The organism is Streptomyces sp. NPDC059785, assembly GCF_042732375.1.
GTDB lineage: Bacteria > Actinomycetota > Actinomycetes > Streptomycetales > Streptomycetaceae > Streptomyces.
Genome location: NZ_JBHWHV010000011.1, coordinates 165,566 through 192,363, shown reverse-complemented (window position 1 = coordinate 192,363; position 26,798 = coordinate 165,566). Strand labels below are relative to the sequence as shown.

Below are 26,798 nucleotides of genomic sequence, written 5' to 3'. Positions count from 1 at the left end.
GCACGGAGAACGTGCCGCGCCCCCGCCCAGTTGTATGCCGTTGTCCGCCGTGCGACTACCGCCCGGCCGGGACCGGACGGATCACGCCGTGCCTCCGCGCGGACGGATCAAACCGTGCCTCCGCGCGGACGGATCACGCCGTGCCTCCGCGCGGGCGGATCAAACCGTGCCTCCGCGCGGGCGGATTACGCCGTGCCTCCGTCCAGTTCGAACCACACCGACTTGCCCACGGCGTGCGGCCGTACGCCCCACGCGTCCGCGAGGGACTGCACCAGGACCAGTCCGCGGCCGTGCGTACCGTCGTCGGCGTCCGGTACCCGCAGCCTCGGCCTGCGTCCCACGAAGTCCCTTACCTCCACGCGGAGTCCGCCGAGCGGTGACACGGTCGCGGTCAGTACCGCGTCCCGGTCGGTGTGTATCAGTGCGTTGGTGACGAGCTCACTGGTCAGCAGCTCGGCAATCTCCGATCGTCCGGGGCGCCCCCAGCGCCGCAGCAGCTCTCTGAGCGCTTTGCGCGACTCGGGCACCGCTTGCAGGTTTCCCCGTCCCAGTCTGCGCCGGAGCCGGGCCGCGACCGGTGGCTCCGCCGTACCGTCGTTCACTTCTTCCACTGACTTCGTCGAGGCCGTCCCGATGGTCACGGGACCACCCCCACGTGCATGACTTTTCATGACCCCCGCCCGCACGCCGATGCCGGATACCCCTCCTGCTCGAACACCTTCACGGGGATCCATGCCCGCCTACTGAACGTGACAGTCATAGTGAAACCTCAACGACTCGTCATGACGCGGCGGACGTCCGACGGCGCGCCGGGGAAGCGACCCCTCGCACACCGTCGTACGGGCCGCAGGAGCCGCCGGACCGGGCCCCCGGACAGGGGGGACCGGGTCCCCGGGCAGGAGGGTCCGCCGTACGCCGCCTCCGGCGTCCCGCTGAAGGGAATCCGTCCGCGGCCCCGTCATCCGGCCGCGGACGCGCCCGCGAAAGACGGAGAACGGATGCGCCTGCTGCCGGAGACGGCGGCCAGTCCGGCGCGAGACGCCCCCTACGGGCGGGGCACGTTGCGCAGATTGGAGCGGGCCATCTGCACCATGCGGCCGACGCCGCCGTCGAGGACCATTTTCGAGGCGGACAGCGCGAAGCCGGTCACCATCTCGGCGCTGATCTTCGGCGGGATGGAGAGGGCGTTCGGGTCGGTGACGATGTCGACGAGGGCGGGGCCCTTGTGCCTGAAGGCGTCCTTCAGGGCCCCGGCGAGTTCCTTGGGTTTTTCGACCCGGACGCCGTGGGCGCCGCAGGCCCGGGCCACGGCGGCGAAGTCGGGGTTGTGGTTGCCGGTGCCGTGCGAGGGCATCCCGGCGACCAGCATCTCCAGTTCCACCATGCTCAGCGAGGAGTTGTTGAAGAGGATCACCTTCACCGGCAGGTCGTACTGGACCAGCGTGAGGAAGTCGCCCATCAGCATGGCGAAGCCGCCGTCGCCGGACATCGAGACGACCTGCCGCTTCCGGTCGGTGAACTGCGCGCCGATCGCCATCGGCAGCGCGTTAGCCATCGAGCCGTGCGAGAAGGAGCCGATGACCCGGCGCCGCCCGTTGGGCGAGATGTAGCGCGCGGCCCACACGTTGCACATACCGGTGTCGACGGTGAAGACAGCGTCGTCGTCGGCGAGTTCGTCGAGGACGGAGGCGACGTACTCGGGATGGATGGGTACGTGCTTGTCGACCTTCTTCGTGTACGCCTTGACCACGCCCTCGAGAGCGTCGGCGTGTTTCTTGAGCATCCGGTCGAGGAACCGCCTGTTGCCCTTCTCCCGCACCCGGGGCGTCAGACACCGCAGCGTCTCGCGCACATCGCCCCACACGGCCAGGTCGAGCCGGGAGCGGCGGCCGATGACCTCCGGCCGGATGTCGACCTGGACGATCTTCACGTCGTCCGGCAGGAAGGCGTTGTACGGGAAGTCGGTACCGAGCAGGACCAGCAGGTCGCACTCGTGGGTGGCCTCGTAGGCGGCGCCGTAGCCGAGCAGCCCGCTCATCCCGACGTCGAATCGGTTGTCGTACTGAATCCATTCCTTGCCGCGCAGCGCGTGCCCCACCGGGGACTTGATCCTCCCGGCGAACTCCATCACCTCGGCGTGCGCGCCCGCCGTGCCCGCGCCGCAGAACAGGGTGACCTTGTCGGCGGCGTCGATCATGGCGACGAGCCTGTCGATCTCGGCGTCGCCGGGCCGGACGGTGGGCCGGGAGGTGACGAGCGCGGACTCGGACGGTTTCTCCGGCGCGGGCCGCCCGGCGACGTCGCCGGGCAGTGCGACCACGCTCACCCCGCTCTGCCCCACGGCGTGCTGGATCGCCGTGTGCAGCATCCGGGGCATCTGCTGCGGGCTGGACATCAGCTCGCTGTAGTGGCTGCACTCCTTGAAGAGCTGGTCGGGGTGGGTCTCCTGGAAGTAGCCGAGGCCGATCTCGGTGGAGGGGATGTGCGAGGCGATGGCGAGGACCGGGGCCATGGAGCGGTGAGCGTCGTAGAGCCCGTTCACGAGGTGCAGGTTGCCGGGGCCCGAGGACCCGGCACAGGCCGTCAGCGCGCCACTGACCTGCGCCTCCGCACCCGCGGCGAACGCCGCGGTCTCCTCGTGCCGTACGTGGATCCAGTCGATGGCCGGGTTGCGCCGGACGGCGTCCACGACAGGGTTGAGGCTGTCCCCGACGATCCCGTACAGCCGTTTGACACCGGCGCGGGTGAGGATGTCGACGAACTGCTCGGCGACGTTCTGCTTGGCCATGACTTCACGTGCCCTTCGGTCTCCGGTGCTCCGCGGATCCTCTCGGGTCCATGAATTCACAGGAGCGGGCGTTACGCCTGTCACGTCTCCCAGACGGCCGCCGCCGTGCGGTCGTCGGCGTAGCCCTTCACCCGCGTCTGGCTGTCCGCGAGGAAGCCGGTCAGCCCTGGGGGGCCGCCCGTCGACCAGCGCTCCGTCAGGTACTCCGCCAGTTCGGGTTCCCCGCGCAGCGGCTCCGCGAGGCCCTCGGTGCACAGCAGGAGCGTGTCGCCCGGCCGGGCGACGGAGGCCCGGAAACGGAAGGGGGCGCGGGGCGGTTCGGGGGCCGGTTCGTACGGGCTCGGGGGCGTCGCTATCCCCAGGTCCATGGTGAGCCGGTCGCCCTCCGGGGTCTCGTGGGGCAGCGAGCCGAAGCCGACCACGGCCTCGCCGGTGACGTCCGCGACCCGCGGCTCGATGTCCTGCCACTCGCCGTCCCGCAGCCGGAAGAGGCCGCCGGCGCCGATGCCGAAGAACACCCGGGTACGGCACTCCGGGTCGGCGGGCAGCAACAGGCACCGCAGCCCGGCCGCGTACTCCTCCGGCTCGATGCCCTGCTCGGCGGCGCTGGCGCGGAGCTTGCCCAGGCTGCGGTCGGTGAGGCGGTGCAGGCCCGACTTCAGCTCGCCGCGCCGGCCGGCCCGGATGTCCTCGGCCAGCCGGGCGTGGCTGCGGCCGACGGCGCGGCCGATCCAGCGGCACGCCTCGGCGGCGGCGCGGTGCGCGCCGGGGGTGGCGCGGGCGCCGGTGGCCATGGCCACGAGGAGCAGCGCCTGCTCGCCGGTCCCGAAACGGGCGGTGAGCAGGGAGTCGCGGCGCGGCTCGCCCCGGTACCGGGCGGAGTCCCCGCGCACGGACACGGCGCGCAGCGTGCACGCCCCGTACCGCGCCCCGTCCAGCACGGTGTCCGCGACCAGACCGTCCAACTCATCGGGATCGGCAACGGGCAACACGGTGGGTTCGGCGTCGTAGGTGGGCGGCCCGGAACCTACGTATCCGACTTCGGGGGTACGGGGGGTGGACCGGCGGGGCTTGGGGGCGAGGGCGGGCCGGCGGTCCGACTCGTGGTTCGGCCCGTGGTCCGGCTTGCGTCCCGGGGTGGGACCCGGGTGGCGTTCCGGGGTGGGGGTGGGGCCGGAGGAAGGGGAGTCGGAGGGAGGAGGGTTGGAGGACGGGGAGTTGGTGGGGTGCGGGTCGGAGGGAGAGGAATTGAGGGGAGGAGGGTTGGAGGACGGGGCGTTGCTGGGGTGCGGGTCGGAGGGGCAGGGTTCAGCGGGGCGTGGGTCGGAGGAGCGGGGGTTGGGGACAGCGGGGGGCACGGAATCGCTGGGCCACTTGCCGCCGCCGGGGGCCTCCTCATCGCTCGGCCAGTCCTTGCCGTCGGGCGTCTCGGTGTCACTGGGCCAGTCCGTGCGGTCCGGCGCCTCGGTGTCACTGGGCCAGTCCGTGCCCTCTGGCGTGCGTTGGTCGCTCGGCCAGTCCGTGCCCTCTGGCGTGCGCTGGTCGCTCGGCCACCGCTCGCCGCCGGGCGCCTCTGTGTCGCTGGGCCACTTCCGGCCGCCGGGCGCCTCCTCGTCACTGGGCCAGCCTCCACCACCGGGAGCTTCCTCGTCACTGGGCCAGTCCCCACCGTCCGGCGCTTCCCCGTCGCTCGACCACCGGCCGCCGCCGGGCGTCTCTGTGTCGCTGGGCCACTTCCGGCCGCCGGGCGCCTCCTCGTCACTGGGCCAGCCTCCGCCACCGGGAGCTTCCTCGTCGCTGGGCCACTTCTCACCCCCGGGCGTCTTTCCGCCCCGGGGCCAGTCCCCGCCCTCCGGCGTCTCCGTGTCACTCGGCCAACCCGCACCGCCGGGCGTCTCCGTGTCGCTCGGCCACTTGCCGCCGTCAGGCGCCTCCTCGTCACTGGGCCACTTCCCGCCGCCGGGGACCTCCTCGTCGCTGGGCCACTTCCCGCCCTCGGGCGTTTTTCCGCCCCGAGGCCAGTCCCCACCTTCCGGCGTCTCCGTGTCGCTCGGCCACTGCCCGCCGCCAGGCGCCTCCTCGTCGCTCGGCCAGTCCCCACCCTCCGGTGTTTCCCGGTCGCCCGACCACCGGCCGCCGCCCGGAGCCTCCGTATCGCTCGGCCACTTCCTGCCACCAAGCGCCTCCTCGTCACTGGGCCACTGCCCGCCGCCGGGGACCTCCTCGTCGCTGGACCTCTGCCCGCCCCCCGAGGCCTCCTCGTCGCTCGGCCGCTTCCCGCCGTCCTCAGGCGTTTCACCATCCCGGGAGCGGTCTGCGGCCTCCGGCCTGTCCGTGTCGCTCGGCCACCCCGCTCCGCCCGGTGTTGTCACGTCGTTCGGCCAGCGCCTGCCGCTTCGCGGCTCCGCGTCCCCGCGGGTGAACGGTTCACCCGGGGCGCGTCGGGGCGTACCGCTGTTGCTCTGCCGGGGGGAACCGGGCGGCGTCGGGCCGGGAGGGTAGACCGCCGGACCCTGCGGTTCGGAGGGCTGGGGTCCCCAGGGCGCGGGCGGGCCGAATGGGGGCTGTCCCGGCGGCGGGGCCGCCGCCCGGTCGGAGGACGGCCGTTCCGCGCCGGGTTGCGCCGCGTCGCCCCGATGTCGGGCGGTGTCCCGGGTGGAAGCCCCGTCCGGGCCCGCGTACCAGTCCGCTCCCGGCGAGGGCTCAGCGCTCCCGCCCCGGTGCCGTCCCGCGGCGGGCCCGGCCCCGGGCCCGGGCGGCGGCACGTCGGCCGGGGGCCCTGCCGGGTTCGCCGTCCCATCAGGCCGCGCCCACCCGGAACGGTGGGCCGGTCCGGTCCCCTGGGCCGGTCCGGTCCCCTGGGCCGGTCCACGCTGCTCCGGCCCGGCGGACGGCCCGGACACAGCGGACGGCCCGGGTACGGCCGGTGCCCCCGGCACAGCGGACGGCCCCGGTACGACCGGTGGCTCCGGTACGGCGGGTGGCTCTGGTACGGCGGGTGGCTCCGGTACGGCGGTTGCCTCCGGCAGAGAAGGCGCCCCCGGTACGGCGGACGATCCCGGTGTGGCAGGCGAACCCGGTACGGCCGGTGGCCCCTGCACGGCCGACGCCCCCGACGCGTCGGACCCCGCCTCGCGCCCAGGCGGCACATCACGCCCGGGCGCCCCGTCCCGCCCAGGCGGCACATCGCTCCGAGGCCGCGCATCCCGCTGGATCCGCGCATCCCGTCGAGGCGACGCATCGCGCTGAAGCGGCACATCCCGCCGGAGCGACGCCTCCCGTTGCAGCGGTCCATCCCGCCGATCAGACGCCCCGCCCCGAGGCGACGCGTCCCGACGGGGCTGCGCATCCCGGCCGGTTTGCACATCCCGGCGGGACGTCACACCCCGACGGGTCGGCACGTCCGGTCCAGGCCGCACGTCCGGTCCGAACTGCGCGTCCCTTCCGGGCCGCATCTCCGGTCCGGGCCGCGCATCCCGCCGAGGCGACGCATCCCGCCAAGGCTGCCCGTCCCAACGAGGCGCCGCATCCCAGTCGGTCGAAATCTCGTCGGCCACGGTCCCGTCCGCCGGACTCCCGTCAGCCGGGACCCCGTCGGCCCAGGTCCCGTCGACCGGAATCTCATCAGCCACGGACCCGTCCGCCAGGCTCCCGTCGGCCGGGATCCCGTCGACCAGGGCGTCGAAAGAGGTCCCGGCAGCCGGTGCCCGGCGGACCGTGTTCGCGGCCGAAGTGAAGCGGTCGTCGAGGGAATCAGCCGCGGCCGCAGGCCCCGTGTCCCCGGCGGCGTCGTCGTACAACTGGCCCCACCAGTCGTCCTCTTGACCGTTCCCGGTGGGCCTCTCCCCCTGCTGACTCATGCCGGTAATTGTCCACCGCGGGAGCCGGAAGAAAACGGGGCATCCGGAAAATCCGACCAGGACCCCCGCCCCCGAACGGCATTTCACCCGGCGCGTCGAACACCAATACGAGCCAATGCGAGATGACGCCAGCCCATGCCGGCCGACGCCGGCTCACCCGAACCGTTGCGCGCCGTCGCGAGAACCGCCGGGCGGCCCCACCCCCCACGGGAGAACCGCCCGGCGGCGCCGGAGTGACCGGGGCCCCGTGCACGGCACGGCGCGGACCCGGGATCACGTTCTGACCGACCGGCGCACCCCGCGCACGGCCACCACGCAAACCGAACACCCTTGACCAGGGCCTTACTGACGGTGGTCATTGCGCGCTGCCAGTCACCTTGGCAGAGAGACGGCCCGTGCGGCGATGATGTTCCGAGGCGGGTATACGCCGTGGCCGGTTTCCGCCACGGCCGAGGGGACCCGCCACCGGATCCTGGGAGGGACGTCGCCGCATGCTGGGAGCGATAGGTCTGGACGAGACGCACGAGTCGGCGTACCGGGCACTGGTGTCCGTGGGCGCCGCCGACGTGCCCGACCTCGCCCGGCGGCTCACGCTCGGCGAACACGACACGGAACGCGCCCTGCGCCGGCTGGAACGGCACGGCCTCGCGGCCCAGTCCTCCGCCCGGCCGGGCCGGTGGGTCGCGGCACCGCCCGGCGTCGCGCTCGGCGCCCTGCTCACCCAGCAGCGCCACGAGCTGGAGAAGGCGGCACTGGCCGCCGCGCTGCTCGCCGAGGAGTACCGCGCGCAGGCCGCCGAGCCCGCCGTGCACGACCTGGTCGAGGTGGTGATCGGCGCGGCGGCGGTCGCCCAGCGGTTCCTGCAACTCCAGCTCGGCGCGAGCGACGAGGTGTGCGCGCTGGTCACCGGCGACCCGGTCGTGGTCGCCGGTACCGACAACGACGCCGAGGAACAGGCCGCGGGCCGCGGCGTCGTCTACCGGGTCGTGGTCGAGCGCGCGGTTCTCCATCAGCCCTCCGGGATCACGGAGCTCTCCGCCGCCCTCGGCCGCGACGAACAGGTACGGGTCGTGGACCGGGTGCCGACCAAGCTGGTGATCGCCGACGGGGCGCTCGCGATGGTGCCGCTCACCTCGCACACCGCCGAGCCCGCCGCACTCGTCGTGCACGCCAGCGGCCTCCTCGAGCTGCTGTCGGGCCTCTTCGAGTCGGTGTGGCGGGACGCGCTGCCGCTGCGGCTCGGCAGCCGGGGCGTGACCGAGCAGCGGCCGGACGCCCCGGACGGCACCGATCTGGAGGTGCTGTCGCTGCTGCTGGCCGGGCTGACCGACGCGAGCGTGGCCAAACAGCTCGACCTGGGGTTGCGCACCGTACAGCGCCGGGTGAAAAGGCTGATGGAACTGACGGGCGTGACGACCCGGCTGCAACTGGGCTGGCACGCCTACGAACGCGGCTGGGTGGCCCGGGAGCACACCGACTGAGCCACCACACCGCTCCCACCCTCACCCCGGGCCCCACCCCGAGCCCCACCCCGGGCCCCGCCCGGTCCTCGCCCCAGTCCTCGCCCCAGTCCTCGCCTGACCTGCGTCCCGACCCCGGATCCGGCAGGCTGGACAGATGGGAGCATGGGAACTCCTGCTGGTCGGCGTGGTGATTCTGCTGGGCCTGGCCGGCGTACTCGTGCCCGGACTGCCCGGCTCGTGGCTCGTATGGGCGGCGGTCCTGTGGTGGGCCCTGGCGGACCGGCGGGCGCTCGCCTGGGCCGTCCTCGTGGGCGCGACCGTACTTCTGCTGCTAGCCCTGGCGGTCCGCTGGGCCCTGCCCCCGCGGCGGCTGCGCGCCGGCGGCGCCACACCCCGCATGGGGGTGTTCGCCGGGGCCGGCGCCCTGCTCGGCTTCTTCGCGCTGCCGGTGTTCGGCGCGCTGCCCGGTTTCCTCGGCGGGATCTACCTCTGCGAGCGGCTGCGCCTCGGCCGGCACGGGGAGACCATGACGGCCGTGCGCACGGCGCTGCGCGCGGGCGGCTGGAGCGTACTGACCGAGCTGTTCGCCTGCCTGCTGGTCATGGGTGCCTGGCTGGGCGCGGTCCTCTGGGGGTGAGCGCGGCCAGGTCGACCGCGCGGGCCAGCTCCCGCATCCCGGTGTCGTTGAAGTGCAGGTGGTCGCCCGGGTCGTAGTCGGACCTGATCCGCTGCGGCTGGGCGTGGTCGCGGACGACGGCGTCGAAGTCGGCGACCGCGTCGAAGAGACCGCCGTCCCGGATCACGGCGTTGACCGCGGTGCGCACGGCCTCCCCGGCCTCGGTCCAGCTCCGGTGGCCGCGGTACGGGGTGATCGTGGCCCCGATGACACGGACGCCGCGGGCGTGGGCGCGGACGACGATGTTCCGGTAGGCGGCCTCCAGCGCGGCGGGATGGGCGGCCCCGGGCCGGTCCTTGATGTCGTTGACCCCTTCGAGGACGATCAGCGCGCGCACCCCGGCGCGGGACAGCACGTCGTCCTCGAGCCGGTCCAGGGCGCTGGGCCCGACGTTCTCGCGCAGCACGTGGTTCCCGGAGATCCCGGCGTTCAGGACGCCGAGCCGGCGGCGGGGCGGCAGCGCGCGCAGCCGCTCGGCGAGCCGGTCGGGCCAGCGGTGGTCGGTGCCGGGGGACGAGCCGATCCCGTCCGTGATGGAGTCGCCGAGGGTGGCCACGCTGCCCGCGGCGCGCGCGTCGAGCACGTCGATCCCGGTCACGTAGTACGAGCTGCGCACGGTGGTGCGGAACGCGCCTCCGCCCTCGTCGCCGGTGTGGTCGCCGCCGCGCGCGACGAAGTTCTTCCGGAGGGCCGAGCGGTGGTACGTCGCCGGGCCCGAGTCGTCCGGCGTGTGCAGCGAGACCAGCAGGTTCGCCCCGGCCGGCACCCGCAGCCGTACGGGATCGGTGTACGCGTCCCGGCCCGTCGGCACCGTCGCGGACGGCGCGCCGCCGAAACGGGCGTGGCGCACGGTGCCCGGAACGGCGCGCGGGCTCCCCGGCCTGCCGCGCCGCTGGAGCGCCACGGTGACGGAGCCGAGCCGCAGCGGGGCGCTGCCGAACCGGTTGGTGACGCGGACCCTGAGCACGCTGCCGCCGATGCTCGTGTGCACCACGTTGCGGACGGTGTCACCGGGCAGCGCACGGGTCGTCCCCGTCGGGGCGGCCTCCCAGGTGCCGGTCCAGTCGGCGGCGGGGACGGCGTCGGCTCGTACGGTCGGAGGGGCCAGCGCCGTGGCCGCCACCAGGGCTGCCAGGAGGTGCCGGACCTTGATCGCGCGGGTCATGCGGGCATGGGTTCCCGGCGGCCGGGCGCCCGCAACGCACCGTCACACCGCTGGGCGCATGCCGATCACTCACAGTCGCGGTACGGGCGGACCCGGACCAAGGTCCTGAGCGTCCTCGGCCCCGGAATCCGTTGCGTCCTCGGCCCCGGAATCCGTTGCGTCCTCGGCCCGGATCCCGATGCGTCCTCGGCCCGGAGTTCGATGCGCGGGGCGCCGTGGAGTGTTTGGCTGCTGCCATGACCGCATTCAGCGAGGCCGAACGCGCCTACCTCTCGTCGCAGCGGCTGGGCCGGCTGGCCACCGTCGACGCCCACGGACAGCCGCAGGCGAACCCGGTCGGTTTCTTCCCACAGGACGACGGGACGATCCTGATCGGCGGCTACTCCATGGGCACGACCAAGAAGTGGCGCAACCTCCGGCAGAACCCGAAGGTCGCGCTCGTCGTCGACGACATCGTCAGCGTCAGACCCTGGAAGGTGCGCGGCGTCGACATCCGCGGCGAGGCCGAACTGCTCGTCGGACCGCACGACTTGGGCCCCAGCTTCAGCGAGGAGCTGATCCGCATCCACCCGCGGCGGGTGCACAGCTGGGGCCTGGAGGACTGACCGGGACCGCCGCGCCCACCACCACCGGGACCGGCGCGCCGTCACCTCAGGGACCGGCGCGCCGTCACCTCCGGGGTCAGGGCGTCGGCGTCCCGGTCAGGACGCCCTCGATGGTGAGCAGCCGCTCCTTGCGGTCGAGACCGCCCGCGTAACCGGTCAGGGAGCCGTCCGCGCCGATCACCCGGTGGCAGGGGCGGACGATCAGCAGCGGGTTGGCGCCGATCGCACCGCCGATGGCGCGGACGGCGGCCCGCGGCGCGCCGATACGCGCGGCGATGGCACCGTACGTCGTGGTCCCGCCGTACGGCACGGAGTCCAGGGCGGCCCAGACCCGCTCCCGGAACTCCGTCCCGTACGTGCGCGACTCCAGGTCGAATTCCTTGAGTTCGCCCGCGAAGTAGGCGGCGAGCTGCTCCCCGGCCGCGCGGAACAGGCTCGGCGTCTCCCGCCACTCCGGAAGCCGGACCCGGCCGCCCTTCTGCCCCGGTACGGAGACGGAGGTCAGCGCGCCCGAGCCGTCGGCGGTCAGCAGCAGCGGGCCGAGCGGGCTGGGGAGGGTTGTGCAGTGGGTGTCGCGGTGCGTGCCGCCGGTCCGCGTGTGACTGGTCATGGTGGAAGTGGTCATGGTGGGACTGGTCCTGGTGTGACTGGTCATGGTCAGGGGGTCTCCGGTTCCGGCTCGCTTGCGGCTTGTGGGACGCGCTCGTCTTGCGCGGCTCGTGTTGCTTGCTCGTCTTGCGCGGCTCGTGTTGCTTGCTCGTCTTGCGCGGCTTGCAGGTGGTGCAGGGCGTACGCGCGCCAGGGGCGCCAGCTTTCGGGGGCGCCGGCGTCCGGGGGCGCCGCGTCGGGGTCGCCGAGCGCCCGGCCGCGCACCACCGCGACGGTACGGGCGTCGACGCCGGGCAGTGCGTACAGCGCCCGTTCCGCGGCCTCCCGGTCGGCGCCCGCGTCGAGCCGCAGGGTGCCGTCGGCGAGGGCGGCGGCCAGTGCGCCGAGCGGACCGCCGAGTTCCGCGCGGGCCAGGGTGGCGGCGTCGGGGAAGAGGTGCGTGAGGGTGCCGCGGGGGGTGTCCAGGGCGGTGCCGTACCGGCGTACGAGGCGTTCGGTCTCCGTCCGGCCCGCCAGCGCGCGCACCGCCAGTTCCTCCGGGTCGGCGGCGCCCGGCGACCGCAGGCCCGGCCGGGCCGCGACCAGCGGGGCCAGCCGCGGATCGGCGCCCAGCCGGTCGTCGACCGCGTACGGGTCGGCGTCGAGGTCGAACAGCAGCCGCAGCCGCTGCACGGCGGTGGTGAGGTCGCGGGGGTCGGTGAGGTGGACCCGGGCGTCCAGCCAGCCGCCGGCGTGCCGCCGTCCGCCGCCCGGACGTTCGTCCACGGCGGCGATGGCCGTGCCGTACGGGAGGCGGAGGGTGCGTCGGTAGGTGCGGCGGCCGCGGGGGCCGGTGACCTCCTCGACGCCGGTGACCGCCTCGCGGGCGAGGAGATCGAAGACAGCGGCGGCCTGGTACGGGCCTCGGTGGGCGAGGCGCAGGGGGATCTCCGGGGAGGGGGCGAGGCGGACAGCTGGGGTGGAGGGGGTGGCGGGAGTGGAGAGGGTTGTCTGGGTGGTCTGGGTGGAGTCGGTGTCCCGGGCGGCAGGGGTGGTCGGGGCGGGGTCGGTGTCCTGGGCGGGTGGGCGGCGGGCGTTCGCGGCGCTCCGGGAGGCGACGGCGCGGGAGGCGACGGCGCGGGGTGCCGCGGCGCGCAAGCCGCTCGGTGTGGTCGCGTACACCGAGCGGATCGTGTCGTTGAACTGGCGCACGCTCGCGAAACCGGCCGCGAACGCGATGTCCGTCACCGGCAGCGCGGTGGTCTGGAGCAGGACGCGCGCCGTGTGCGCGCGCTGGGCCCTGGCCAGCGCGACGGGGCCCGCGCCGACCTCGGCGGTGAGCTGCCGCTGCACCTGGCGCGTGCTGTAGCCGAGGCGGTCGGCCAGGCCCGCGACGCCCTCGCGGTCCACGACGCCGTCGCCGATCATGCGCATGGCCCGGCCCACGACGTCGGCGCGGACGTTCCACGCCGCAGAGCCGGGAACGGCGTCCGGGCGGCAGCGGCGGCAGGCCCGGAAACCGGAGCCCTGGGCGGCGGCCGCGGTCGGGTAGAACCGTACGTTGCGGCGTTTCGGCGTTACTGCGGGGCAGCTCGGGCGGCAGTAGATGCCGGTTGTCTCGACGGCGAAGAAGAACTCTCCGTCGAAGCGGGCGTCGCGGCTGCGTACCGCCTCGTACCTGGTGTCTTCGTCGGTCACGTCCTCAAGTGTGCGGTAGCCGACCGCGGGGTTCTGGCGGGAATCGGACATGGCGTTCGCCGGGCCGGGCGGAGGAGTTCTCGCCCCCTCCGCCCCTACCCGTCCCTTGTCTCTGGGGGCTGCCGCCCCCAGACCCCCGCTCCGGCCTGACGGCCTCGTCCTCAAACGCCGGACGGGCTAATGCGGGTACCGTCCGCTCCTCTTCGCCTCCATCGCCGCGCGGCCCTCCGCGTTCTTGCGTTTCCAGTCCCGGCGGATTTCCGCTCGCAGGCGGGCGTCGGTCTTGGCGACGATGCGCTGGTTCTCGCGGAGGAGTTTGCGGTAGCTGTCGAGGCGGCGTTCGGGGAGGGTGCCGGAGTCGAGGGCGTCGAGGACGGCGCAGCCGGGCTCCGCGACGTGCGCGCAGTCGTGGAAGCGGCACCCCGCGGCCAGCTCCTCGATCTCGGCGAAGACCTGTCCGACGCCGCTCTCGGCGTCCCACAGACCGACGCCGCGCAGACCGGGCGTGTCGATGAGGACACCTCCGCCCGGCAGCACCAGCAGGTTGCGGGTGGTCGTGGTGTGCCGGCCCTTGCCGTCCACGTCCCGGGCGGCCCGTACGTCCATGACGTCCTCTCCGAGCAGTGCGTTGGCGAGCGTCGACTTTCCGGCACCGGACTGGCCGAGCAGGACCGACGTACCGCCCGAGAGGACGGCGGCGAGGACGTCGAGGCCGTCGTCGGCGTGGGAGCTGACGGTCAGCACCGGCACGCCGGGCGCCGTCGTCTCCACGTCCTGTACGAGGTGCGCGAGCGTAGCGGCGTCCGGCACCAGGTCGGCCTTGGTCAGGACGACGACCGGCTGGGCGCCGGACTCCCACGCCAGGGCGAGGAAGCGCTCGACTCGGCCCAGGTCGAGTTCCACGGCGAGCGACACGGCCACCACCGCGTAGTCCACGTTGGCCGCGAGGATCTGCCCCTCGGAACGCTTGGAGGAGGTGGAGCGCACGAAGGCGGTACGGCGCGGCAGGTACGTGCGTACGTAGCGCGGGTTGCCCGCCGGTTCGACGGCGGCCCAGTCGCCGGTGCAGACGACCCGCAGCGGGTCGTGCGGCGTCACGAACGCGGTGTCCGCGCGCACGGCCCCGTCGGCGGTGACCACGTCGCACTGGCCGCGGTCGACCCGTACGACCCGGCCGGGCAGCAGGCCCTGCCCGGCGTGGGCGGCGAACTCGGCTTCCCAGTCCTCGTCCCAGCCGTACTGGGCGAGGGGGTGTGGCGAAACCGGGGAAAGCGATGCGAGATGCAAGGGAAACCCTTCACAAGGGTGGCCCCGGCGGCTTGTGCTCGGACAGATGCGAACAACAAGAAAGGGAGAGGGATCAGCCGGTGGCCACGGATGAGGTGTGCTTGATGAACTTCCGGATGCGGGCAGCGCCCGTCTCAGTGACAGCCATCGGTCACACCTCCCGCTCTCGCACTCGGCCGGCGGCGGCCTGCGGCCACCGCGAACGGGCACCAAGGTAGAACAGCGCCGCCACGCCCGCCACCGAATAAGTCGCCGCCGCGTGAGCCGCCGCGTGACACCTAAACCGTCCCGCAGTGCCGTCCGTTCAGCATCATGTCGGCCGGTGCCGCGTTGCCGTCGTCCCAGGAGCCGAGGAAGCCGAAGCTGAAGGAACCGCCCGCGGCGACGGACTTGTTGTAGTCGGCGGCGGTGGCGGTGACGCGGGAGCCGCGCTGGATGTAGGTCGCGTCCCACATCTGGGTCACCCGCTGGCCGTCGGCGAAGGTCCAGCTGAGCTGCCAGGTGTCGAGGGCCTCGGCGGTGGTGACGGTGACGGTGGCCTGGAAGCCGTCGGGCCACTCGGTGTCGAGGCGGTAGGCGGCCCGGCACTTTGCCGGTGGGTCCGCGCTCGCGGTGGGGTCCGCCGGGGGGCGGGTGACCCGGGCGGGCGACGAGGACGCGTCCTGGGTGCCGGGGCCGTTGCCGGTCTCCTCGATGGCGGTCGCGGTGGCCGACGGGCGGGGCGACGTGGTCGGATCGGGCGGGAGGGTGCCCGCCGCGGAGAGGGACGGCGCCGGGTCCGTCACCGGCTGCCGGGCCTGGGACCGGCCGCTGACGGAGTCACCGCTCGTGCCGCCGTCGAACGGCATCAGCGACACGGCCAGGGCGAGCGCGGACACCCCGAGGGCCGCGGTGAGGATGCCGGTGCGGCCGATCCGGGGGCGGGCCGCGGCGCCCACCGTGAGGCCGGTGTCCTCGGCCACGTCCGCGCGCCCGCCGGTCAGACCCGCGTCCGCGGCGCGGCGGCGGCGCTCCAGATAGGCGAGGCCGCCCCAGCCGATGACGCCGCCGGCCAGCGCGGCGGGCAGTCCGCCGCCGTGCAGCCGCAGGCAGGCGGCGGCCTCCGCGCAGGTCACGCAGCCGGCCAGATGGCGGGAGAGGTCCTCGGGCACGTCGGTGCCGGGCGAGCGGGTGACCGCGTCGAGGAGCCGCGCGTAGCTGCGGCAGTGCGCGTCCATCGGGGTGTCGAGGTGGTCGCGCCGGCAGCGGTCCCGGAACAGGGCCCGTACCTGGGCGAGTTCCCCGGCGGCGGAGTCCGGGTCGAGGCCCAGTCGGCGGGCCACCGCGGGCAGCGGCAGCGCCTCGGCCTCGGCCAGCCAGAGCAGGTCGGCGTCCGCCTCCTGGAGGTCCTTGAGGCCCCGCAGGGCGAGCGGCCGGCCCGGCGGCGGCCCGGAGTAGCGGGCGGCCTGCGCGGAATTGAGCCACAGCCTGAGGTCCGGATCGAGTCGGTGGCCCTGCCCCTGCGCCTCCCAGGCGGCGGCGGTGGTGCGGACGGAGGTCAGCAACAGGGGTATTCGGGGCAGTCCCGGCGCCCTGCGCCGGCCGCTCTTCGCCCGGTGTCCGTGACCGGCCCCGGGCCCGTCCCCGACTCCCTCCCCGGCTCCGTCCCCGGCGGCCCGCGCCTGGGCGACGCCGTGCCGGAACGCCTCCGTGGCCAGCCGGTTCGCGGCGGCCGAGCCGGAGGTGCACAAGTCGGCGTACGAGAGGACCGCGTCCCAGCACTCCGAGAACAGCGCTGCCTCGGTGGCGTCCTGGGGGGTGGGCAGGTCGGGCATGGGGGGCTCCTGCGTCAGGTGCGTCAGGTGCGCCAACTCGTGCATATGCCATGCGAGTTGACGGTCGTGTCCGACGGGGCACCGACCCTTTCACGCTCCCCGCGTCACTGACAAGCAGCTAGTACCTGTCCGGTTACCGCGGGTGGCGGTGTACCGGCGCGCCGGACCCCGGCCGCCCCGGGAGGCGGCCGTGCCGGGCACGCGGACATCCGTCCGTGCGAGACCGGGCGAACACCGCACCGCGCAGGCCCACGGCGGCCGGCCGGGCCGGCCGCCGTGCACCTTCGGGTCCGGTCTCAGGCGTCCCGGCTGTAGTACGCACGGGACGCCGGATCGTCTCGGTCCACGGCGGCCTTTTTTCGCGGGTCACCAGACGGCGGCCCCGCCGCGGAGCGGCGACGGCCGGCCCCGCCCCGGATCACGAGCCCGCGGGTGCCGTCGCCGGTTCCTGCGCGGGAAGGCTGTCCATGAAGGAGCTCACCGAGAAGACCGCGTTGCCGGGTCCGGGCGGGCCGTAGCCGGGCGGGGAGGACAGGCCGAAGTCCTCCATGGTCTGCCGGTACGCCTGGAGCAGGCGGATGTGGTACTCCAGCGGCGCGCCCTGCGGGTTGGCCTTGCCGAGCGGGGTGGTCGGCTCCGGGCACCAGGTGGTGAACCGGGGCGTGATGCCGTGCGACATGAAGAAGCGCAGGCCTTCGGTGGTGGACGCGATCGCCTCGTCGACCGTCTTGAAGCCGAAGGGCTCGGCCATCTCGACGCCCGCGACGAAGTTCGGGATCACGTTGCGCGCGCCGAAGACGTCGGCGGAGTCGAGGATGCGCTTGTGCCACTCGTCGCGGCCGACGTAGCGCTCCTTGCCGGGGCAGAACAGCTTGAACAGGTACTCGTCCCAGACCTCGAAGTTGGGGTGGTAGATCTGCACGCCGTAGTCCTTGAAGCGCTGGACGTCCGGCTTGGGCAGCGCCTGGGCGACGACCTTGCCGATCCAGCGGCCCGGGAAGCGCTCCTCGATGGCCTTGGCGTAGTGGCCGTAGAAGTCCGCCTCGTCGCGCCCGGAGACGGTCTTGGTGATGGCGCCGCCGGTGAGGGTGTAGGCGGTGGACGCCTTCGCCGTGTCGTACCGGTCGATGATCTCCAGGGCCTCGAGGACCTCCTCGACGTCCTTGACCCCGGTGTACGGGCGGCCCGCCGCCTTGTGCTGGCGCCAGTTGTGGTTGATGTCGCAGTACTGGCACTCCTCCTTGGCGCCGAAGTACTGGCAGACCCGGAAGACGGTCAGGTAGATCAGGTAGCCCCACTGGATGGTGGGGGCCACCTCCATGACCGACTTCCCGTTGGAGAGCTTGTGGCGGTAGTACTCGGGCATCGGCGGCACGCCGACGTCGGAGATCCGCTTCCCGTCGAGGTAGAGCCCGAGCACGCCCTCGTCGTCGGCGGCGACGCGGTACGGGGAGGACGGGTTCACGCGCACGGAGACGACCGTGCGGCGCAGGTCGTACGGGCCGCCGGTGAGGATGATCTCCTCGGGCGGGCGGTGCAGCGCGGCCTCGCCCAGCTCGGGCAGGGTGCCGTGGTCGAAGGAGAAGATGAAGTACGACTTCGGCTTGACGTCGCCGTCCTCGTTGCCTGTGAGGGCCGACTTGTCGAAGGCGACCCCGCCCCTGAGCAGGTCCTCCTTGAAGACGGCTTCCCGCGGCACGTGCGGGAACCGCTCCATCAGATCTTCGACCAGCGCGGTGCGGCTGCCCATCCCGTTCTCCTCGCTCCCGGCGTCCGTGCTCGACTGCTCACGGTATGCCCCCGCCTCCGGCGACGACGTGCCGGGTCCCCCCGGAACAGGGGAAACGCGCTGTATGTCACACCGCGGGCGTTCGCCCCGGGGCGGGGTCCGTGTCCGGGGCTTGATCACCGGGCCGCCTTCGGCTGGGATGCGTCGTGAGCACCCGCAGGTGCCAGAGCCGGGCTACCGGCGACGGAACATCCCGGAAAGGGACGCCAGGCATGACCGATACCGTGACGAACTGGGCGGGCAACATCACCTACTCCGCCAAGGAGCTGCACCGCCCGCACTCGCTCGACGCGCTGGCGGCGCTCGTGGCCGCGAGCGGGAAGGTCAGGGTGCTGGGCAGCGGGCACTCGTTCAACACGATCGCCGACCCGGGCGACGACGGCGTGCTGCTTTCGCTGACCGCGCTGCCCGCGGCCGTGGACGTCGACACGGCGGCCCGTACGGTGCGGGTCGCGGGCGGCGTCCGGTACGCGGAGCTCGCCCGCCGGGTGCACGAGCGGGGGCTCGCGCTGCCCAACATGGCGTCGCTGCCGCACATCTCGGTGGCCGGTTCGGTGGCGACCGGCACGCACGGGTCGGGCGTCACCAACGGCTCGCTCGCCTCGGTGGTGCGCGAGGTCGAGCTGATCACGGCCGACGGCTCGCCGCTGACCATCGGCCGGGGGGACGGGCGCTTCGACGGCGCCGTGACCTCCCTTGGCGCGCTCGGTGTCGTCACCGCGCTCACCCTGGACCTGGAGCCGGCGTACGAGGTCGCGCAGCACGTCCTCACCGAAGTGCCGCTGGCGGGGCTCGACTTCGGGGCGGTGGCGGCGTCGGCGTACAGCGTCAGTCTGTTCACCGACTGGGCGGAGCCCGGCTTCCGGCACGTGTGGCTCAAGCGGCGGACCGATCAGCCGTTGCCCGGCTTCCCCTGGGGTACGCCCGCGACCCGGGCCATGCACCCGGTGCCGGGGATGCCCGCGGTGAACTGCACGGAGCAGTTCGGGGTGCCCGGGCCCTGGCACGAGCGGCTGCCGCACTTCCGCGCGGAGTTCACCCCGAGCAGCGGCGCCGAGCTCCAGTCGGAGTACCTGCTGCCGCGCGAACACGCCCTGGCCGCGCTGCACGCCCTGGACGCGGTACGCGGGACGGTGGCGCCCGTGCTCCAGATCTGCGAGGTGCGCACGGTGGCCGCCGACGCGCAGTGGCTGAGCCCGGCGTACGGGCGGGACTCGGTCGCGCTGCACTTCACCTGGGTCGCGGACACGGCGGCCGTGCTGCCGGTGGTGCGGCGGGTCGAGGAGGCGCTCGACCCGTTCGATCCGCGCCCGCACTGGGGCAAGGTCTTCACCATGGACCCGGCCGTGGTCCGCGCCCGCTTCCCGCGCCTGGCGGACTTCCGCGCCCTGGCCGACGAGCTGGACCCGGCCGGCACGTTCCGCAACGCCTTCGTCGGGGAGGTGCTGGGCGGCTGAGCCCCGCCTCGCTCCCGCGGCCGTCCGGCACTTTCCGCAACCCCTTTCGTAACCCCTTGTCGAAGTCTCCGGCACGTCATAGCCTTGCGCCGCGTCAAGGCCGTGTCGCGTCGCCGCGTCAAGGCCGTGTCGCCTCGCCGCGTCAAGGCCGCGTTGCCTCGCCATGGCCGCCGCGTCCCGCCATGGCCGGGAGAGATCGAGGGAAACCGTGTCGTCGATCAAGCGCACGTCGCGCGACATCCGTACCGCGAACCGCTACGAGGTGCTGCGTCAGATCATCGCCGAGTCGCCCACCTCACGGCAGGAGCTGGCGGCCGCCACCGGGCTCAGTCTGGCGACGGTCGCCACGCTCGTGGGGGAGCTGATCGATCTTGGCATGGTGACCGAGGCCGGGTTCGAGGACTCGGCGGGGGGCCGGCCGCGCGGTCTGGTGGGCGTGCACGCGGCGGGCGGTGCGCTGATCGGCGTGGACATCGCGGAGACGTACGTCCGGGTCGAGCTGTTCGACCTGGGGCTCCGTGTGCTGGCGCGCGCCGACGAGCACATACGGCCCGGCGAGAGCCGCCCCGAGCAGGTCGTCGGTCATGTCGCGGCGGCCGTCGGGGCGGTGGTCGCGCGGGCCGGGGTGGACGGCGCGCGGGTCCTCGGCGTCGGGGTCAGCGTGCCGGGGCAGGTCGACCGGGCGACCGGGGTGTGCGAGTACGCCCCGAACTGGGACTGGCACGACGTGCCGCTCCTCGATCTGCTCGCCGAGCACATCACGCACCCGCTGTACCTGGACAACCCGCTGCGGGCCTGCGCGGTCGCCGAGCTGTGGTTCGGCGCGGCCCGCGGGCGCGGGGACGCCGTGGTCGTCAACCTCGGTACGGGGGTGGGCGCGGGCCTGGTGCTCGGCGGCGGGGTGCACCGGGGGGTCAGCAACAGCGCGGGCGAGTGGGGGCACACGACCCTCGTCCTCGACGGGCGGCTGTGCCACTGCGGGAAGCACGGGTGCGTGGAGACGTACGTCGGCGCGCCCGGGATCATGCTGAATCTGCGGGAGTCGAGTCCGGACAGCGCGCTGCTGCACTCCGAGGACCAGACGGCCACGGTCGACGCGCTGGCCCGCGGGGCCGCCGCGGACGACCAGGTGGCGCTGGAGGTCGTCAGGAACACCGCCCGCTATCTCGGCGCCGCCGTCTCCGACCTGGTGAACCTGCTGAACCCCGAGGTGGTCGTGCTCAGCAGCTGGGTCGCGGCGGCCCTCGGCGAGCCGCTGCTGCGCGAGGTGCGCGAGGCCGTCGCCCGGCACGCGCTGCCCCGGCCGCTGGCCGCCACGGAGATCGTCCTCTCCCCCATCCCGACCGATCCGGTCTGCCTGGGCGCCGCGACCTTCGCCCTGGAAGGCGCCCTGTCGTCGGGCGGCCGTCGCGCAGGGGCTTCGTCCAACCCCTTGCCGAAGCCTTAGCCGAAGGTTAGCGTCCCGCACCGCACCGCTAATCAGAGCCGCAGCCGTACTAGAGACAAGGACGTCTGTCATGTCGGCAATGAGCAGCAAGTGGGATCGTCGATCGGTGCTCCGGGCGGGAGCGGGCCTGGCCGCGCTGGGCTCCCTGGCCGCCTGCGGAGGCAACAACGGCCGCTCGGGGGGCGGCGGTTCGGGCAAGAACCTGGTGCAGTACTTCCACGCCTACGGCGAGACCGGCACCGAACAGGCGATCAAGCGGTACGCGAAGGCGTACGACGGGGCGAACGTCACCACCCAGTGGATCACCGGGTCCGACTTCGAGAGCAAGCTGTTCGCGACGCTGCTCACCGAGAACGCGCCCGACGTGTTCGAGTTCCACCCGCAGATCCAGCTCGTCAGAAGCGGCCAGGTGGAGCCGCTCGACGACCTCATAGCCCCGGTGAAGGACGACTTCAACCCGGCCGACATCACCTCGCACACGGTCGACGGAAAGATCTACGGCGTCCGAATGATCGACGACCCGCAGTTCTTCTTCTACCGCAAGTCGCTCCTCGAGAAGGCGGGCGTCGAGCCGCCGACCACCCTGGACGAGCTGATAGAAGCGGCGGCGAAGCTCACCACCGGCAAGGTCAAGGGCGCCTTCCTCGGCAACGACCTGCACGCGGTCATCAGCCCCATGATCTGGTCGGCGGGCGCCGACACCCTGGACGAGAAGAACGGGATCGCGTACCACACCGAGGGCGTCAAGGAGGGGCTGAAGAAGCTGCGGACGCTGTTCACCAGCGGGGACCTGCTGCTCGACGCCCCGGCCGACTACTGGGACCCCTCCGCGCTCAACCAGGGCCTGACCGCCATCCAGTTCTGCGGCATGTGGGCCATGCCCGCGATGCAGCAGGCGCTCGGCGACGACATCGGGATCTTCCCGTTCCCCAGGGTCACGGACGCCGGAAAGCAGTCGGTCTACAACGGCGGCTGGTCGATGTTCGTCAACGCCAAGGGCAGACACGTCGACCTGGCCAAGGAGTACGTGAAGTGGCTGTGGATCGACCAGAAGAACTACCAGGAGGACTGGGCGCTCTCGTACGGCTTCCACATCCCGCCGCGCACCTCGCTCGCCGGGTCCGCCGACAAGCTCAAGACCGGACTGCCCGCCGAAGGCGTCCGGCTCTTCAACGAGTTCGGGCACTTCGACAACATCGGCTGGACCCAGTCGATGATCACCGCCATGGAGGACGTCTTCGCGGACTGCGTCCGTAAGGACGGGGACCCGGAGGCCGCCCTCGACAAGGCCGACAAGACCGTGAACCGCGAGCTGAAGAAGCTCTTCGGATAGGCCGGCGGGCGGTTCTCGACATGTCGACCACCACGACGCGCGGTGTCACGCGCCCCGCCCCGGCCGAGAAGCGGCGGACCCCGCCACGACGAAGGCTCCGCGGCGGCAACACCCTCAACTTCTGGCTCTTCACCGGCCCGTTCCTCGCCGGCCTGGTGATCTTCGTCTACGTGCCGATCGGCTGGAGTCTGTGGCTGAGCTTCTTCGAGGCCCGGTTCACGGTCACGCCCGACAAGTTCATCGGCTTCGACAACTACCGGCAGATGCTGACGGACGACGGCTTCACCGGCGCCCTCGTCACCTTCACCGTCTTCGCCGTGATCATCGTGCCGGTGACCTGGGCGCTGTCGCTGGCGCTCGCGCTGATGGTGAACCGGCTGCGCTTCATGCGGGCCTTCTTCCGGTCCGTGTTCTTCCTGCCCACGGCGTGCAGCTACGTCGCCGCCTCGCTGATCTGGAAGATGTCGATCTTCAGCGGGGTGCGATTCGGCCTGGCGAACACCGTCCTCGGCTGGTTCGGCGTCGACAACATCGCCTGGCTCGCCAACCCCGACCCGCCCTGGTACTGGCTGGTCATCGTCACCGCCCGGCTCTGGCTGCAAGCGGGCTTCTACATGATCCTGTTCCTGGCGGCGCTCCAGAACATCCCGCCGGTGCTCTACGAGGCCGCCGCCATCGACGGCGCAAAGCCCGGCTGGCAGACCTTCCGGCACATCACGCTGCCGCAGCTGCGGGCCACCTCGGCCGCCGTGATCCTGCTCCTGCTGGTCGCCGCGTACCAGGCGTTCGACGAGTTCTTCAACCTGCTGTCGAAGACGACCTGGGGCCGCCCGCCGCTGGTCGAGCTGTACTACACCGCGCTCGGCCAGGCGCAGGACTACGGCGCGGGCAGCGCGGGCGCCGTGATCCTCACCCTGCTGATCTGCCTGGTGACGCTGGCCCAGGGCCGGTTCCTGGGCTTCGGACGAGGGGAGGGCGTCCGATGACCGCCACCGTGCCCGCGTCCGGCGGGAAACGGCGAAGGCGCGCCGGTGTCCTGTCCTCCACCGGCCTTTACGTCGCCACCGGCGTCGCCGCCCTGCTCTTCCTGGTCCCCTTCTACCTGCTCGTGCGCAACGCCCTGTCCACCGACGCCGGGATCACCGGCGAGAACTGGCAGTTCTTCCCCACCGACCTCCAGTGGGGCAACGTCAGGGAGCTGTTCACCGACTCGACGGTGCCCTTCGCCCGCTCGCTGTGGAACTCGGCGGTCGTCGGCGTGCTGCACACCCTGGGCACCCTGCTGGTCTGCTCGCTGGCCGGTTATGGGCTGGCCCGCATCCCCTACCGCCACGCCGACAAGGTCTTCTACGCGGTCCTGGTGACCCTGATGGTGCCGTCCGCCGTCACCTTCGTACCGAGCTTCGTGCTGGTCTCGTCGCTCGGCTGGGTGGACAGTCTGCGCGGCCTCATCATCCCGGGGCTCTTCAGCGGTTTCACCTGCTTCCTGTTCCGGCAGTACTTCCTGGGGTTCCCCAAGGAGCTGGAGGAGGCGGCACGCGTGGACGGGCTCGGGCACTGGGGCGCGTACTGGCGCATCGTCGTGCCCAACTCGCTGAACTTCTTCGCCGCGATCGCCACGATCACCTTCATCAGCGGCTGGAACGCCTTCCTGTGGCCGCTGGTGATCGGCCAGGACCCCGATGCCTGGACGGTCCAGGTCGCGCTCTCCTCGTACATGACCAACCAGACCGTCAACTTCCATCTGATCTTCATGGCCACGGCCGTGTCCATCCTGCCCCTGGTGTTCGTGTTCCTCTTCCTCCAGCGCTGGCTGGTGCAGGGGATCGCGCAGACGGGCATCAAGGGCTGACCCGTTCCCCGTAAGTCCTCCCACGACCACGACCAGGCCCTTTCACGATCTGGAGACCGATGTCCTTCCGCACCTCCCCCGAGGTCCCGTCACCGTCCGCCACCGACTACGTCGAGGACGTCTCACCGGGCGGCGGCGCCCTGCCGCCGCGCGCCTGGTACGCGCGCTCGGACGCGGCGTCCCTGTCCCTGAACGGAAACTGGCGGCTGCGGCTGTCCCCCACCGCCGACGCCCAGGACGACTCGTTCGCCGCCGAGGGGTACGACGCCGGGGACTGGCCGGAGGTCGCGGTGCCGGGGCACTGGGTCCTCCAGGGCGACGGCGCCTTCGGCCGCCCGATCTACACCAACCACCTCTACCCGTTCCCGGTCGACCCGCCGCACGTACCGACCGAGAACCCGACCGGCGACCATCTGCGCGTCTTCGACCTGCCGGACGACTGGCCCGCCGAGGGCGGCTCGGTGCTGCGCTTCGACGGCGTGGAGTCCTGCGCCCGCATCTGGCTGAACGGCACGGACATCGGCGAGTTCAAGGGGTCACGGCTGCCGCACGAGTTCACCGTCGGGCACCTGCTGAAGCCGTCGGGGAACGTGCTCGCCGTCCGCGTCCACCAGTGGTCGGCGGGTTCGTACCTGGAGGACCAGGACCAGTGGTGGCTGCCGGGCATCTTCCGGGACGTCACGCTGCTGCACCGCCCCGCGGCCTGCGCCCTGGACTTCTTCGTGCACTCCTCCTACGACCACGTGACGGGCGAGGGGACGCTCCGCGTCGACTCCGACGTGGACGGCCGGATCACCGTGCCCGGCCTCGGTATCGACGTCGCGACCGGCGAGTCCGTCACCGTGCCGGTGCGCCCGTGGACCGCCGAGACGCCGCACCTGTACGACGGCGAACTGGCCACCGGGGGCGAGCGGGTGCCGCTGCGGATCGGCTTCCGCACGGTCGCCCTGGAGGACGGGCTGATCAAGGTCAACGGGCGGCCGGTCCTCTTCAGGGGCGTCAACCGGCACGAGTGGCACCCGGAGCACGGCCGCGCCCTCGACCTCGACACCATGCGCCAGGACGTGCTGCTGATGAAGCGGCACAACGTCAACGCCGTGCGCACCTCCCACTATCCGCCGCACCCGGCCTTCCTCGGCCTGTGCGACGAGTACGGGCTGTGGGTGATCGACGAGTGCGACCTGGAGACCCACGGCTTCACCGAACAGGCGTGGCGGGACAACCCGGTGGACGACGACCGCTGGACGCCCGCCCTCCTCGACCGGGCCGCGCGGATGGTCGAGCGCGACAAGAACCACCCGTCGGTCATCATGTGGTCGCTGGGCAACGAGGCGGGCACGGGCCGCGGCCTCACCGCCATGGCCGAGTGGATCCGCGCCCGTGACGCCGGACGCCCGATCCACTACGAGGGCGACATCGACTGCCGTGACACGGACGTCTACTCCCGCATGTACGCGGACCACGCCGAGGTGGAGCGGATCGGCCGGGGCCTGGACGGCGGCACGGCCAGGCGCCGCACGCTGCCCTTCATCCTCTGCGAGTACGGGCACGCCATGGGCAACGGCCCCGGCGGACTCGCCGACTACCAGCGCCTCTTCGAGACGTACGAACGGCTCCAGGGCGGCTTCATCTGGGAGTGGATCGACCACGGCGTCCGTGACGAGCGGTACGGGTTCGCGTACGGCGGGGACTTCGGGGAGGAACTGCACGACGCCAACTTCGTCTGCGACGGGCTGCTCTTCCCCGACCGGACGCCGTCGCCGGGGCTCGTCGAGTACAAGAAGGTGATCGAGCCGGTCCGGATCGGGGGCGACGGCGCCGCGGGCACGGTCAGGGTCGCCAACGCCCATGACTTCGCGGACCTGTCGGCGCTCGCCTTCGAGTGGTCGTACCAGGTCGGCGGGGAGACCGCCGAGGCGGGAACGCTGGTGGTGCCGCCGCTCGCGCCCGGCGAGTCGGCCGACCTGAAGCTGCCCGCACCGCCGGCCGACGGGCGCGGCGCGGAGACCGGGTGGACGGTACGGGCGGTGCTGGCCGAGGACACCGCGTGGGGCCCGAAGGGGCACCTGGTCGCCTGGGCGCAGCTCCCGGTGGCCGGGGCGCGCCCTGAGCCCGTGGCCCCGTCGTCCCCGCCCGTGCCCGGCGACCGGACGATCACCCTCGGCCCGGCCGTCTTCGACGCCCGCACCGGTGCGCCGCGGACGATCGCCGGGGTCGGCGTCACGGGGCTGCGCCTGGACGTGTGGCGGGCGCCGACGGACAACGACGAGGGCGCGTCCTGGCAGTCCGACACCCGCTGGGGGCAGCTCTGGCGCAAGTTCGGGCTGCACCGGATGCGGCACCGGACCGACGCCGTGGAGCCGGGCGGGGACGCGCTGACCGTACGGGCCCGGGTGGCGCCCGCGGGCTGGGAGATCGGCTTGCGCACGGTGTACCGGTGGACGTCGGACGGCACCCGGCTGCGGCTGACGGTGTCCGTGGGCCCGGAGGGCGACTGGCCGGTGCCGCTGCCCCGGCTCGGCATCCGGTTCGGGCTGCCCGCGACCGCGGACCGGGTGACCTGGTTCGGCGGCGGCCCCGGCGAGGCGTACCCGGACACGAGGTCGGCCTCGCTGATCGGCCGTCACGAGTCCACGGTCGACGCCCTCCAGACGCCGTACGTGCGTCCGCAGGAGAACGGCGCGCGGGCCGATGTGCGCTGGGCGGAGCTGGGCGGGCTGCGCATCGAGGGCGATCCGGAGTTCTGGTTCACGGCCCGCCGCTGGACGACCGAACAGCTCGACGCGGCGGACCACCTGACCGATCTGGAGCCCGGCGACACGGTGTGGGTCAACCTCGACCACGCGCAGCACGGCATCGGCTCCCAGTCCTGTGGCCCGGGTGTCCTCCCGGCCTATCAACTGCACGCCGCGCCCGCGGAGTTCTCGTTCGTCTTCTCCGCCACCGGCGACTGACCGTCCACGTACGATTCCCGAC

The 26,798-nt window shown here is 72.9% G+C and carries 18 protein-coding genes; 9 read left to right on the top strand and 9 right to left on the bottom strand.

The features are described from left to right. Positions 1-185: 185 nt before the first annotated feature. The 3 genes from ACFV6E_RS11630 to ACFV6E_RS11620 all read right to left on the bottom strand — a co-directional run bounded on the left by ACFV6E_RS11630 (position 186) and on the right by ACFV6E_RS11620 (position 4,146). Complete coding sequence (locus tag ACFV6E_RS11630; RefSeq protein ID WP_385172102.1) at positions 186-671, bottom strand: ATP-binding protein; 486 nt, start codon at positions 669-671, stop codon at positions 186-188. A gap of 374 nt (positions 672-1,045) precedes the next feature. Continuing rightward, a complete protein-coding gene (locus tag ACFV6E_RS11625) occupies positions 1,046-2,788 on the bottom strand; it encodes a pyruvate dehydrogenase (protein ID WP_385172099.1) in 1,743 nt (580 codons plus the stop codon). An 80-nt stretch (positions 2,789-2,868) separates the two neighbouring features. Next, positions 2,869-4,146, bottom strand: coding sequence for a protein phosphatase 2C domain-containing protein (locus ACFV6E_RS11620; RefSeq protein ID WP_385460791.1), 1,278 nt, complete (start codon positions 4,144-4,146; stop codon positions 2,869-2,871). 2,993 nt (positions 4,147-7,139) lie between these two features. Between ACFV6E_RS11620 and ACFV6E_RS11615 the strand changes: the two genes are divergently transcribed. Together ACFV6E_RS11615 and ACFV6E_RS11610 are read left to right on the top strand one after the other, a co-directional pair. Continuing rightward, on the top strand, positions 7,140-8,129 hold the full coding sequence (locus ACFV6E_RS11615) for a helix-turn-helix domain-containing protein (RefSeq protein WP_385172096.1): 990 nt from the start codon (positions 7,140-7,142) through the stop codon (positions 8,127-8,129). Positions 8,130-8,265: 136 nt separating this feature from the next. Continuing rightward, on the top strand, positions 8,266-8,748 hold the full coding sequence (locus ACFV6E_RS11610) for a DUF456 domain-containing protein (protein ID WP_385172093.1): 483 nt from the start codon (positions 8,266-8,268) through the stop codon (positions 8,746-8,748). Here the strand turns inward: ACFV6E_RS11610 and ACFV6E_RS11605 are convergent. Then, positions 8,711-9,952: an SGNH/GDSL hydrolase family protein gene (locus tag ACFV6E_RS11605; RefSeq protein ID WP_385460788.1), complete on the bottom strand. Its 1,242-nt coding sequence runs from the start codon at positions 9,950-9,952 to the stop codon at positions 8,711-8,713. The genes ACFV6E_RS11610 and ACFV6E_RS11605 overlap by 38 nt on opposite strands. A gap of 236 nt (positions 9,953-10,188) precedes the next feature. Between ACFV6E_RS11605 and ACFV6E_RS11600 the strand changes: the two genes are divergently transcribed. After that, positions 10,189-10,557 (top strand): PPOX class F420-dependent oxidoreductase, encoded by a 369-nt coding sequence (locus tag ACFV6E_RS11600; protein ID WP_385172087.1) that lies wholly within the window; start codon positions 10,189-10,191, stop codon positions 10,555-10,557. 76 nt (positions 10,558-10,633) lie between these two features. On the opposite strand, the gene ACFV6E_RS11595 is transcribed toward ACFV6E_RS11600, so the two are convergent. The 5 genes from ACFV6E_RS11595 to ACFV6E_RS11575 all read right to left on the bottom strand — a co-directional run bounded on the left by ACFV6E_RS11595 (position 10,634) and on the right by ACFV6E_RS11575 (position 17,694). Beyond that, positions 10,634-11,182 (bottom strand): methylated-DNA--[protein]-cysteine S-methyltransferase, encoded by a 549-nt coding sequence (locus ACFV6E_RS11595; protein WP_385460785.1) that lies wholly within the window; start codon positions 11,180-11,182, stop codon positions 10,634-10,636. A gap of 32 nt (positions 11,183-11,214) precedes the next feature. Then, positions 11,215-12,894 (bottom strand): AlkA N-terminal domain-containing protein, encoded by a 1,680-nt coding sequence (locus ACFV6E_RS11590; RefSeq protein WP_385460782.1) that lies wholly within the window; start codon positions 12,892-12,894, stop codon positions 11,215-11,217. A 126-nt stretch (positions 12,895-13,020) separates the two neighbouring features. Further along, positions 13,021-14,130: a ribosome small subunit-dependent GTPase A gene (gene rsgA / locus ACFV6E_RS11585; RefSeq protein ID WP_385460779.1), complete on the bottom strand. Its 1,110-nt coding sequence runs from the start codon at positions 14,128-14,130 to the stop codon at positions 13,021-13,023. Positions 14,131-14,408: 278 nt separating this feature from the next. After that, positions 14,409-15,944 carry a cellulose binding domain-containing protein gene (locus tag ACFV6E_RS11580; protein WP_385460776.1) on the bottom strand — a complete coding sequence of 512 codons (1,536 nt, stop codon included), beginning with the start codon at positions 15,942-15,944 and terminating at the stop codon, positions 14,409-14,411. 418 nt (positions 15,945-16,362) lie between these two features. Continuing rightward, entirely contained in the window at positions 16,363-17,694 is a 1,332-nt protein-coding gene (locus ACFV6E_RS11575; RefSeq protein WP_385160701.1) for a radical SAM protein, read from the bottom strand. 251 nt (positions 17,695-17,945) lie between these two features. On the opposite strand from ACFV6E_RS11575, the gene ACFV6E_RS11570 reads away from it, so the two are divergent. From ACFV6E_RS11570 to ACFV6E_RS11545, 6 genes are all read left to right on the top strand, one after another. Beyond that, positions 17,946-19,190, top strand: coding sequence for an FAD-binding protein (locus ACFV6E_RS11570; RefSeq protein WP_385460773.1), 1,245 nt, complete (start codon positions 17,946-17,948; stop codon positions 19,188-19,190). 217 nt (positions 19,191-19,407) lie between these two features. Beyond that, entirely contained in the window at positions 19,408-20,637 is a 1,230-nt protein-coding gene (locus ACFV6E_RS11565) for an ROK family transcriptional regulator (protein WP_385460797.1), read from the top strand. Between the two features lie 70 nt (positions 20,638-20,707). Continuing rightward, complete coding sequence (locus ACFV6E_RS11560) at positions 20,708-21,970, top strand: ABC transporter substrate-binding protein (RefSeq protein WP_385460770.1); 1,263 nt, start codon at positions 20,708-20,710, stop codon at positions 21,968-21,970. Positions 21,971-21,990: 20 nt separating this feature from the next. Continuing rightward, positions 21,991-22,956 carry a carbohydrate ABC transporter permease gene (locus ACFV6E_RS11555; RefSeq protein ID WP_385160709.1) on the top strand — a complete coding sequence of 322 codons (966 nt, stop codon included), beginning with the start codon at positions 21,991-21,993 and terminating at the stop codon, positions 22,954-22,956. Further along, the gene (locus ACFV6E_RS11550) at positions 22,953-23,822 is read left to right on the top strand and encodes a carbohydrate ABC transporter permease (RefSeq protein ID WP_385160711.1); all 870 of its coding nucleotides are present in this window, start codon (positions 22,953-22,955) and stop codon (positions 23,820-23,822) included. The genes ACFV6E_RS11555 and ACFV6E_RS11550 overlap by 4 nt, the downstream gene beginning before the upstream one ends. Before the next feature lie 59 nt (positions 23,823-23,881). After that, positions 23,882-26,776: a glycoside hydrolase family 2 TIM barrel-domain containing protein gene (locus tag ACFV6E_RS11545; RefSeq protein WP_385460767.1), complete on the top strand. Its 2,895-nt coding sequence runs from the start codon at positions 23,882-23,884 to the stop codon at positions 26,774-26,776. Positions 26,777-26,798: the final 22 nt, after the last annotated feature.

Coding starts and splice junctions, on each gene's coding strand:
- ACFV6E_RS11630 (WP_385172102.1), bottom strand. CDS start 671: ATGAAAAGTCATGCACGTGGGGGTGGTCCCGTGACCATCGGGACGGCC.
- ACFV6E_RS11625 (WP_385172099.1), bottom strand. CDS start 2,788: ATGGCCAAGCAGAACGTCGCCGAGCAGTTCGTCGACATCCTCACCCGC.
- ACFV6E_RS11615 (WP_385172096.1), top strand. CDS start 7,140: ATGCTGGGAGCGATAGGTCTGGACGAGACGCACGAGTCGGCGTACCGG.
- ACFV6E_RS11610 (WP_385172093.1), top strand. CDS start 8,266: ATGGGAGCATGGGAACTCCTGCTGGTCGGCGTGGTGATTCTGCTGGGC.
- ACFV6E_RS11605 (WP_385460788.1), bottom strand. CDS start 9,952: ATGACCCGCGCGATCAAGGTCCGGCACCTCCTGGCAGCCCTGGTGGCG.
- ACFV6E_RS11600 (WP_385172087.1), top strand. CDS start 10,189: ATGACCGCATTCAGCGAGGCCGAACGCGCCTACCTCTCGTCGCAGCGG.
- ACFV6E_RS11595 (WP_385460785.1), bottom strand. CDS start 11,182: ATGACCACTTCCACCATGACCAGTCACACGCGGACCGGCGGCACGCAC.
- ACFV6E_RS11590 (WP_385460782.1), bottom strand. CDS start 12,894: ATGTCCGATTCCCGCCAGAACCCCGCGGTCGGCTACCGCACACTTGAG.
- ACFV6E_RS11580 (WP_385460776.1), bottom strand. CDS start 15,944: ATGCCCGACCTGCCCACCCCCCAGGACGCCACCGAGGCAGCGCTGTTC.
- ACFV6E_RS11575 (WP_385160701.1), bottom strand. CDS start 17,694: ATGGGCAGCCGCACCGCGCTGGTCGAAGATCTGATGGAGCGGTTCCCG.
- ACFV6E_RS11570 (WP_385460773.1), top strand. CDS start 17,946: ATGACCGATACCGTGACGAACTGGGCGGGCAACATCACCTACTCCGCC.
- ACFV6E_RS11560 (WP_385460770.1), top strand. CDS start 20,708: ATGTCGGCAATGAGCAGCAAGTGGGATCGTCGATCGGTGCTCCGGGCG.
- ACFV6E_RS11555 (WP_385160709.1), top strand. CDS start 21,991: ATGTCGACCACCACGACGCGCGGTGTCACGCGCCCCGCCCCGGCCGAG.
- ACFV6E_RS11550 (WP_385160711.1), top strand. CDS start 22,953: ATGACCGCCACCGTGCCCGCGTCCGGCGGGAAACGGCGAAGGCGCGCC.
- ACFV6E_RS11545 (WP_385460767.1), top strand. CDS start 23,882: ATGTCCTTCCGCACCTCCCCCGAGGTCCCGTCACCGTCCGCCACCGAC.